The organism is Yeosuana sp. (assembly GCF_057126245.1).
The window spans coordinates 38,937-47,722 of record NZ_DBNGMQ010000069.1; the positions used below are offsets into that span (position 1 = coordinate 38,937).

At 32.2% G+C, this 8,786-nt stretch carries 9 protein-coding genes; 2 read left to right on the forward strand and 7 right to left on the reverse strand.

Going from position 1 to position 8,786, the window contains the following annotated elements; genetic code table 11:
• The first annotated feature begins 3 nt into the window (after window positions 1-3).
• The gene (locus AC15TD_RS08660; protein WP_484451744.1) at window positions 4-1,545 is read left to right on the forward strand and encodes an acyl-CoA carboxylase subunit beta; all 1,542 of its coding nucleotides are present in this window, start codon (window positions 4-6) and stop codon (window positions 1,543-1,545) included.
• 429 nt (window positions 1,546-1,974) lie between these two features.
• On the opposite strand, the gene AC15TD_RS08665 is transcribed toward AC15TD_RS08660, so the two are convergent.
• The 4 genes from AC15TD_RS08665 to AC15TD_RS08680 all read right to left on the reverse strand — a co-directional run bounded on the left by AC15TD_RS08665 (window position 1,975) and on the right by AC15TD_RS08680 (window position 4,307).
• Window positions 1,975-2,589, reverse strand: coding sequence for a DEAD/DEAH box helicase (locus tag AC15TD_RS08665; RefSeq protein ID WP_484451745.1), 615 nt, complete (start codon window positions 2,587-2,589; stop codon window positions 1,975-1,977).
• Window positions 2,590-2,702: 113 nt separating this feature from the next.
• A complete protein-coding gene (locus AC15TD_RS08670; RefSeq protein ID WP_484451746.1) occupies window positions 2,703-3,275 on the reverse strand; it encodes a YceI family protein in 573 nt (190 codons plus the stop codon).
• Window positions 3,276-3,302: 27 nt separating this feature from the next.
• Window positions 3,303-3,656, reverse strand: a complete 354-nt coding sequence (locus tag AC15TD_RS08675) for a nuclear transport factor 2 family protein (RefSeq protein WP_484451747.1) — start codon at window positions 3,654-3,656, stop codon at window positions 3,303-3,305.
• A 93-nt stretch (window positions 3,657-3,749) separates the two neighbouring features.
• A complete protein-coding gene (locus AC15TD_RS08680; RefSeq protein ID WP_484451748.1) occupies window positions 3,750-4,307 on the reverse strand; it encodes a Crp/Fnr family transcriptional regulator in 558 nt (185 codons plus the stop codon).
• Window positions 4,308-4,439: 132 nt separating this feature from the next.
• Here AC15TD_RS08680 and AC15TD_RS08685 point away from each other — a divergent pair, with 132 nt between their 5' ends.
• Window positions 4,440-5,660, forward strand: a complete 1,221-nt coding sequence (locus tag AC15TD_RS08685; protein ID WP_484451749.1) for a multidrug effflux MFS transporter — start codon at window positions 4,440-4,442, stop codon at window positions 5,658-5,660.
• On the opposite strand, the gene AC15TD_RS08690 is transcribed toward AC15TD_RS08685, so the two are convergent.
• The 3 genes from AC15TD_RS08690 to AC15TD_RS08700 form a co-directional block, all read right to left on the reverse strand.
• Complete coding sequence (locus AC15TD_RS08690; protein WP_484451750.1) at window positions 5,651-6,169, reverse strand: DinB family protein; 519 nt, start codon at window positions 6,167-6,169, stop codon at window positions 5,651-5,653. The two genes, AC15TD_RS08685 and AC15TD_RS08690, sit on opposite strands and share 10 nt — an antisense overlap.
• Before the next feature lie 3 nt (window positions 6,170-6,172).
• Window positions 6,173-7,939, reverse strand: coding sequence for an ABC transporter ATP-binding protein (locus AC15TD_RS08695; RefSeq protein WP_484451751.1), 1,767 nt, complete (start codon window positions 7,937-7,939; stop codon window positions 6,173-6,175).
• 250 nt (window positions 7,940-8,189) lie between these two features.
• Window positions 8,190-8,786, reverse strand: a 597-nt coding sequence (locus AC15TD_RS08700; RefSeq protein WP_484451752.1) for a zinc-binding dehydrogenase, incomplete at its 5' end; no start/stop codon positions are given.

Here is an 8,786-nt window from a genome sequence, read left to right on the forward strand (position 1 = left end):
CATATGGATTCAAAAATAAATAAGCTTAACGAATACATTGCCCAGGCTCATTTGGGTGGTGGCCAAAAACGTATCGAAAAACAGCACGCTAAGAAAAAATTAACCGCAAGAGAACGTATTAATTTTATATTAGATGAAAGTTCGTTTGAAGAAATTGGTATTTTAGTAACACATCGAACTACAGAGTTCGGAATGCAAAACGATATCTATTTTGGTGATGGTGTAGTGACCGGTTACGGTACAATCAATGGCAGATTAGTCTATATATATGCCCAAGATTTTACAGTATTTGGTGGTTCACTGTCAGAAACCCATGCAGAAAAAATATGCAAAATCATGGATTTAGCTCTAAAGGTTGGAGCACCAATAATTGGATTAAATGATTCTGGAGGAGCACGAATACAAGAAGGCGTTCGGTCATTAGGCGGATATGCTGAAATTTTTTATAAAAATGTTCAGTCGTCTGGTATTATACCTCAAATATCCGCTATTATGGGTCCATGTGCCGGAGGTGCCGTGTATTCACCGGCTATGACAGATTTTACTTTGATGGTAGAAAACAGTAGTTACATGTTTGTTACAGGCCCTAACGTAGTAAAAACAGTTACCAATGAAAATGTAAGTTCAGAAGAACTTGGTGGTGCGGTAACACATGCTACAAAATCTGGAGTAGCTCACAAAACGTCTTCGAATGATATTCAATGCTTGGAAGATGTAAAAACTCTATTGAGTTATATGCCGCAAAACAATACTACAACAACCCAACAGCTAACTTTCAAACTTGGAGATGAAATAAGAGATGTCTTAACAGATATTATACCTGACAATGCGAATAAACCTTATGATATGCATGAGGTAATCAAAGGCATTATTGATATCGATTCTTTTTATGAAATTCATAAAGATTATGCAGAAAATATTATTGTTGGATTTTCTAGACTTGCAGGAAGGAGTGTTGGTATTATAGCAAATCAACCCATGTATTTAGCTGGCGTTTTAGACGTTAATAGTTCTAAAAAAGCAGCGCGTTTTACACGTTTTTGCGATAGCTTTAATATTCCCTTATTAGTATTGGTTGATGTTCCAGGATTTTTACCTGGTACAGATCAGGAATGGAATGGAATTATCGTAAACGGTGCCAAACTATTATATGCCCTAAGTGAAGCTACGGTACCAAGAGTGACGGTAATTACTCGTAAGGCCTACGGTGGGGCCTACGACGTTATGAATTCTAAGCATATTGGTGCCGATTTAAATTATGCATGGCCAAGTGCAGAAATTGCGGTTATGGGAGCCAAAGGAGCCAGTGAAATTATTTTTAGAAATGAAATTGATAATGCCGAAAATCCAGAAAAAAAATTAGCAGAGAAAGAAATGGAATATGCTGATACATTCGCCAATCCGTATAGCGCTGCAAAACGTGGATTTATAGATGAAGTTATTATGCCAAAAGACACCAGGCGAAAACTTATAAAAGCATTCTCCATGCTAGAAAACAAAGTTGTTGTAAAACCTCAAAGAAAACATGGAAATATTCCACTTTAATTTTTTTTTAAAATTCGTTTAAAAATTAAACAATATTAAAAGTCTGAAAGTAGTTAATTATCATATTTGATCCAGCAATCAATTTTGGTTGGATTTAAAACATTAACACTCTAATAATAAGTTATTTAAATACCTTTACCCTAAATTCATTTCTTAAATAAAATGAATACAAAAGCCTTGTTGTTCTTGTTTCTTTTTGGGGTTCTTTTTTTTATGAATACTAATAACGAATAATAAGAAAATGAAAATTATTTTATTCATAGCATTGTTTATATTGTTTATATCATAATAGAAATCATATTTACTTAATTTTCAAAAACTAAATACACAGATATTTTATTTTAGCTTATTTGATTCAAATTATTGACCAATTATTAAAATAATTAAAGAAAATTTATTCGAAAAAAATATAAAAATACGAAGAAAAGACTATTTAAGTGTGATTACTTGGGCGTTATACATAAAGGATTCCTGCCAACGTTTTAATCGTGCATCAAACGTGTCTGTGAAAACCAAATACTGACATTTTTCAATACTTTGCGGTGTTCTTGACACTTCGGCAAAATTATTATTCCTGAATAAAAACTCGGCATCTTCAACTATAAATAGCTGTAGTTCATTTAAATTAATACCATTTAAATAAAAGATCTTATTTAAACGCTTTGGTGTTGCAATTACGATATCTATTCCTAAATAAATTTCTTCACGCTGTAATTCTATATTATGTTCATCATAAGCGCAATACACTCTTAAATCGGTTCCTCTTGTAAAGGTTTTAAACGCCATTTCTAGTTCTAATGCAGCTTCCTTGTCTTTTACAAAAATTAATGCTCTAGGAGCATCTTCAAAAGCTTCTCCTTTTAACTTTTGAATAACACTTAAAATAATACTTGTTGTCTTACCGGCACCTTTTGGGGCTATACAAAACATACTAGCCCCGCCTTTTATTTTAGATAGGATTAATTTTTGAAGAGGTAACGGATGTTCGAATCCGTTTTTTTTAAGTATAATCTTTAATGGCTCAATTAGCTTTTTAAATGACATAAGAATATTTTCAATAATATGTTGTAAAGGTAGTACTTTAAAAACACCTTTATTAAAAACAAAAAAGCGTTCATTTCTGAACGCTTTTTATGGCTATTAATTAGTCACTATTTTTAAAATACTAAATCTGATACTAAATCAAATTCATCATAAATAGCTTTATCTTTCAATCCATCAAAGAAACTCGCAGAACCATATTTTACATTATATTTTGTTCTATCTACTTTTAACGAGGCAGTAGCTTTACTGCCGTAAATAGAAATTTTAAATGATACTGTATTTGTGATGTCTTTAATCGTTAAATCTCCTGTAACGTCATATGAATTTTTTCCAGAGGTTTTAACATCTGTAAATACCAAAGAAGCAGTTGTATGATTTGCAACTCCGAAAAAATCATCAGATTTTAAATGTCCTTCTAATTTACCTTTATATTCACCTTCTAAATCTGTACAAACTATAGACGTCATGTCTATTACAAACTGTCCTCCTACTAATTTGTCTTCACTAAATTCTAATGAACCTGATTCAATTTCAATAGTTCCTTCGTGAGAGCCAGTCACTTTATATCCTTTCCAAACTACTTTACTCTCTTCTGCTTTTACTTCCTTGGTTTCTTTTTCCATAGCCGTAAACGAAAATGTTACAAACGCTACTAATACTAATGTTGCTTTAACTAAATTTTTCATTGTTTTCTTTTTATTTAATTGTTTTATTTATGATTGGTAATAAAATTTTTCTTTGATAATTTTCCCATCTTTCCATTGTTGAACAGCTACTTGTGTATATTTTTTGAGTCCTAATTCTTTATGTGTATAATCAAAATACCATTCAACCATCGTGGTTTTTTCACCTATAGCAATATTTAACGGTTTTGCACACCTAAACTCAATTATAGCCTCAAAAAATGCTTTCTCTCTCTTTCTGTTAACGTCTTTCCCAATAAATGCTGGGTTATCGTTTTCTTGCATCACCACATCATCATGATAAAATTCTTCAAAAGCTTCCAAGGATTTTCCCTGTAAAATCAAATCATTAACAGTGCTAATTTTCTCGATTAATGTATTCACAATTGATATCAAATATTACAATGCAAATTTGAATAATAAGAGTTGGAATAAAAATAACGTAGATTATTAAATCATGTTAATCTAGTTTAACATTTACTGCTCCAAGATAAGCTGACTTTTTATTTTACTCAGGAATTCTTTAGTAATACCAAGGTAAGAAGCTATCATGTATTGCGGAATGCGCTGTTCTATTTTTGGGTATTGTTTTCTAAAATAGAGATATCTGTCTTTTGCTGTAAGTGCAAAATTTCTAACAATTCTTTTTTGCGAAGCCACAAAAGCTCTCTCTATAATTTGTCTAAAAAAACGTTCTAATTTTGGAATTCTTTCGTACAATTCCTCTATAATATCATATGGAAACATAACCAACTCAGTATTCTCTAAACATTGAATATTAAAATCTGCGGGGGTTTGTGTAATAAAACTACCCATATCGGCAGTCCACCAATCTTCAATAGAAAACATAATAATATGTTCTTGTCCATCATCATCCATATAAAACATTTTTGTACAACCATTTATAACAAAACATTCATATTTACAAATATCGCCCTGTTGAACTATATATTGTCCTTTCAAATATTTTCTATACGTTAATTTAGATGTAAGAAAGTCTTCTTCCTCCTTGCTTAAAGAAATGTAATTATTCATGTATTTTAAAAGTGGAGCGATATTCATTGTTGCGATTTAACTTTTATTGACTTTTGACAAATTTAATGATAATTAAGACTTATTTAATATTTATAAAAAAAATTACTCTGTTGAATCCATTACATTTGCAGCATGCAAAATAAAGACACCTTTGAATTTGAATTTATAGGCTTAATGGCTTCATTAATGGCCATTGTAGCATTAACTATAGATGCTCTGTTACCTGCTTTGCCAGATATAGGTCGTTCACTAGGTGTCACTAAAGTGGTTAACAATCAACTTATAATTACCATGATTTTTTTAGGTATAGGCTGTGGTCAACTTTTTTTTGGTCCATTATCTGATAGTTTTGGTAGGAAACCCATCGTATTTATTGGATTTTTTGTATTTATTATTGCCAGCATTATTTGTGTGACTACAAAAAGTTTTGAAGTGATGATTTTTGGGAGAATTCTTCAAGGCATAGGATTATCATCACCTAGAACATTGAGTATTTCGATGGTTAGAGACACCTATAGCGGTGATTATATGGCCAAAATATTATCTATAGTTGTCATGGCGTTTATTATAGTACCAGTAATTGCGCCGTCTTTAGGAACATTTTTACTTCATTTCTATAATTGGGAATCTATTTTTTATTTTAACCTAATTTTTGGATCTATAGTGATGGTTTGGTTTTGGAAAAGACAACCTGAAACCTTACCAAAAGAAAGGAGAATACGATTTTCATCACACCTGTTTATTGATGGAGCTAAAGAGTTTTTTAAATATAAACACGCCATTGGATTTACACTTATTTCTGGTTTTATCACAGGATCGTTTATGGTATATTTAAGCACTTCTCAACAAATCTTTGAAAACCAATATGATTTGGCTGATAAGTTTCCTTATATTTTTGCCAGTTTAGCCATTTCTATTGGACTAGCGACGTATTTAAATAGTGTTTTTGTTGTTAAATTCGGTATGATGCGTATGGCATTTGTTTCAACCATAGCCTATGTTTGTGTTTCCGTTTTGTATGTGATCTTATTTTGGTCAGGGAACAATCCTAGTATTTATGTTTTAGTTAGTTTTTTTGCATTGCAGTTCTTTGCCATAGGATTTTTATTTGGAAATTTAAGGGCATTGGCGATGCAGCCTTTAGGTCATATTGCGGGTATTGGAGCGGCTATCAATGGGTTTGTATCTACCGTTATGGCAGTCCCCATTGCTAATTACATAGGTAATTTTGTAAAAACTTCTGTTTTACCATTATTCATTGGCTTTTCAATTTTTGGAGTGTTGTCGTTAATCGTTTTTATTATTATTAGAAAAAAACCCGGCTTTCAAACGGCCCAAAAACTTTACAAATAACGCTCTTTTATGATATCTTCATGCCATAGTTCATGGCCAAGGACTATAAAGGCTGCTGCTCTGGCAGATAAATTATTTCCATCAGCGTTGCCCATACATTTTAAATCGGTATCACTTAAACTTTTAAGCAAAACGATAAAACTTTGCCTAGTAACTTGATATTCTTCCAGTAACAATTCTATTGTTTTATGATTAGCATTTGAAGGTTCTACATAATCGTTTTCATCAAAACCAGCCAAAGACGTATTATCATGCCGAGCTATTCTGAAACATCGATACATAAAGACACGCTCTGTATCTATAATATGTTGAAAGACTTCTTTAATAGTCCATTTATCGTTAGCGTATCTGTAATTTAATTTATCCTTTGGAATCTCTCTAAAAAACGTTGACACTCTAATAAGACCAGATTCTAACCCAACAATTAATCTCGTGTTTTTTCCTATTTTATTAATGTAACCACTATAAAATGATGAAAATTCAGTTGGTTGTAAATCTCCTATAATCATTGCTTAAATTTTTGCTTGATAGGTATATAAATCATGATATCTTCCTTCTTTTGCTATCAATTCGTCATGATTTCCTTGTTCAACAATATGGCCCGCTTCAATCACTAAAATCTGATCTGCTTTTCTAATCGTACTTAGCCTGTGCGCAATCACTATAGTTGTTCTATCTTTTATTAATTCGGTTAAACTTTTTTGAATCAACGCTTCGCTTTCTGTATCTAAACTAGAAGTCGCTTCATCTAAAATAATAATTTTCGGATCAGCTAAAATAGCTCTAGCAATTGCCAATCGCTGACGTTGACCTCCCGATAATTTAACACCTCGTTCTCCTATTAATGTATCTAAACCGTCATCAAAACGGTCTGTAAATTCGTTTACATAAGCTGCTTTAACGGCATTCTGTAGATCTTTTTCTGAAGCATTAGGTCTAGGAAACATAATGTTTTCTTTTATAGTGCCTTCAAACAAAAACTCATCTTGTAATACAACGCCTAAATACTTCCTGAAACTATTTAAATTCACCTTCGATAAGTCTTGATTATCAATGGTTATTGTTCCTGATTTAGGGGTTAAAAATGTTGCTGATAACCCGGCAATAGTCGATTTTCCTGAACCCGAACTTCCTACTAGGGCCGTCACCGATCCTGCTGCTGCCTTAAAACTTATATGATGTAATACTTCTTTGCCTTCTTCATAAGCAAACGATACATCGTTAAATTCTATTTCACCTTTTATACGCTCTAAGTTTATGATTCGTTCTTCATTATCTTCTTCAGCGGTCATATTCATTAATTCTTCTGTTCGATCTAAACCAGCTAATGCTTCAGTAAGTTGACTCCCAATATTACTCATTTGCACTATTGGCGCTATCATAAAACCAAGTATCAATGTGAAGAATAAAAAGTCTCCTGTAGTCATTTCGCTTTGCATCATATAATAACCTCCAATACCCATAATACCTGTAGTTGCAACCCCAATTAAAAAAGTTGATGAACTCGTCATAAAGGCTGTAGCCGTTAAACTCTTTTTAACGTTTTGAAATAATCTATCAACACCTGCTTCAAATACTTCACTCTCTTGCCCCTCAGCATTAAATGCTTTTATAACCCTTACGCCCGAAATAGTTTCTGTAAGTCTTCCTTTTACTTCAGCATTTATTTTTCCTCTTGTTCTAAAAATGGGTCGAATATATTTGAACGCCCTAAGTGCGATATATCCAAAAACAGAAAGTGGTACAAACACGAAAAGGGTCATCCAAGGATTTAGATTTATTAAAATAATTAAAGAGATAATGGCAGTAAATGAGCCTCCAACTAATTGCACTAAACCCGTTCCTATTAAGTTTCTAACACCTTCTACATCGCTCATAATACGAGATACCAAAGCACCGGATTTTGAATTATCAAAAAAACTAATAGGTAAAGACAGTACTTTTTTTTGCACTTTAGCACGTAATTCACTAATTAAATACTGTGCTTGTACGCTTAATATTCGCGTTAGTAAAAATGACGACACCGCTTGTACAGAAATAGCTGCTATTACAATCGCTATTAAATAATAAAGTTGAGTATAATCTTTATTTGGTACTACCTCGTCTAACAATACTTTACTTTGCCATGGTAAAATTAAACCAGCTAAGCTTTTTATAATAATTAAGATTAAACCAATAAAAACTAAATTCCTTCTTGGCCAGATTATGGTTTTAAAGGCCTGCGCCATGGTCACTTTTTGCTTCGATTTATGTTTTGAAGATTCTTTTAGGTGTTGCATTTAATATATTTATATACAGAAATAAATGGCAAAAATAACTAATTTTAATAGGGAACTCTTAATAAAGTAAAAACCACCTTTAGAAAGTGGTTTTTATTTGTAGATGGATACCATTACTAGTTAAGTGCGCTTCGCCTTCTTAGCTAGTTTTGCTGCTTTTTTCTCCTTTGGACTTAATACAGCTTCTTTTTTTACATTTTTTTTTGAATCAAGTGACTTTGCCATAATTATTGTTTATTAATGAATACTTTTATGCTTTAAGAACAATTCTAAACCTTGCTTTTCCTTCTTCCAGATGTTGCAAAGCTTCATTCACATCTTCCATCTTAAATTCTTCAACCGTTGGGTAAATGTTATGTCTAACGCAGAATTCTAACATTTTTCGTGTTAAAGCAATGCTTCCCAAAGGACTTCCTCCAACAGATTTCTCTCCCATTATCATACTAAATGCAGGAATTGCCATAGGTTCTAAAACAGCACCTACGGTATGCAATTTTCCTTGTGGAGCTAAGGCAGTTAAAAACGAATTCCAATCTAAACTAACATTTGTTGTATTTAATATAAAATCTAAAGTACCTGTAATACCTTCTAATGCTTCAGGATTTGTAGAATCCACAACATGATGAGCACCCATTTTTAAAATACTCTCTTTTTTCTTTGGGTTTGAACTAAAGGCGGTGACTTCACACCCCCATGCTTTTAAAAATTTAATAGCCATATGACCAAGTCCACCAACACCAATCACACCAACTTTATCGGTTGGTTGTACACCAGACAATACAATGGGGTTAAATACGGTTATACCTCCACAAAATAAAGGACCTGCCTTTGCTATATCTAATCCTTT

Excerpts from the sequence above, each read along its gene's own strand:
- AC15TD_RS08660 (WP_484451744.1), top strand. The coding sequence starts at position 4 with ATGGATTCAAAAATAAATAAGCTTAACGAATACATTGCCCAGGCTCAT.
- AC15TD_RS08665 (WP_484451745.1), bottom strand. The coding sequence starts at position 2,589 with ATGTCATTTAAAAAGCTAATTGAGCCATTAAAGATTATACTTAAAAAA.
- AC15TD_RS08670 (WP_484451746.1), bottom strand. The coding sequence starts at position 3,275 with ATGAAAAATTTAGTTAAAGCAACATTAGTATTAGTAGCGTTTGTAACA.
- AC15TD_RS08690 (WP_484451750.1), bottom strand. The coding sequence starts at position 6,169 with ATGATTATAGGAGATTTACAACCAACTGAATTTTCATCATTTTATAGT.
- AC15TD_RS08695 (WP_484451751.1), bottom strand. The coding sequence starts at position 7,939 with ATGCAACACCTAAAAGAATCTTCAAAACATAAATCGAAGCAAAAAGTG.
- AC15TD_RS08685 (WP_484451749.1), top strand. The coding sequence starts at position 4,440 with ATGCAAAATAAAGACACCTTTGAATTTGAATTTATAGGCTTAATGGCT.
- AC15TD_RS08680 (WP_484451748.1), bottom strand. The coding sequence starts at position 4,307 with ATGAATAATTACATTTCTTTAAGCAAGGAGGAAGAAGACTTTCTTACA.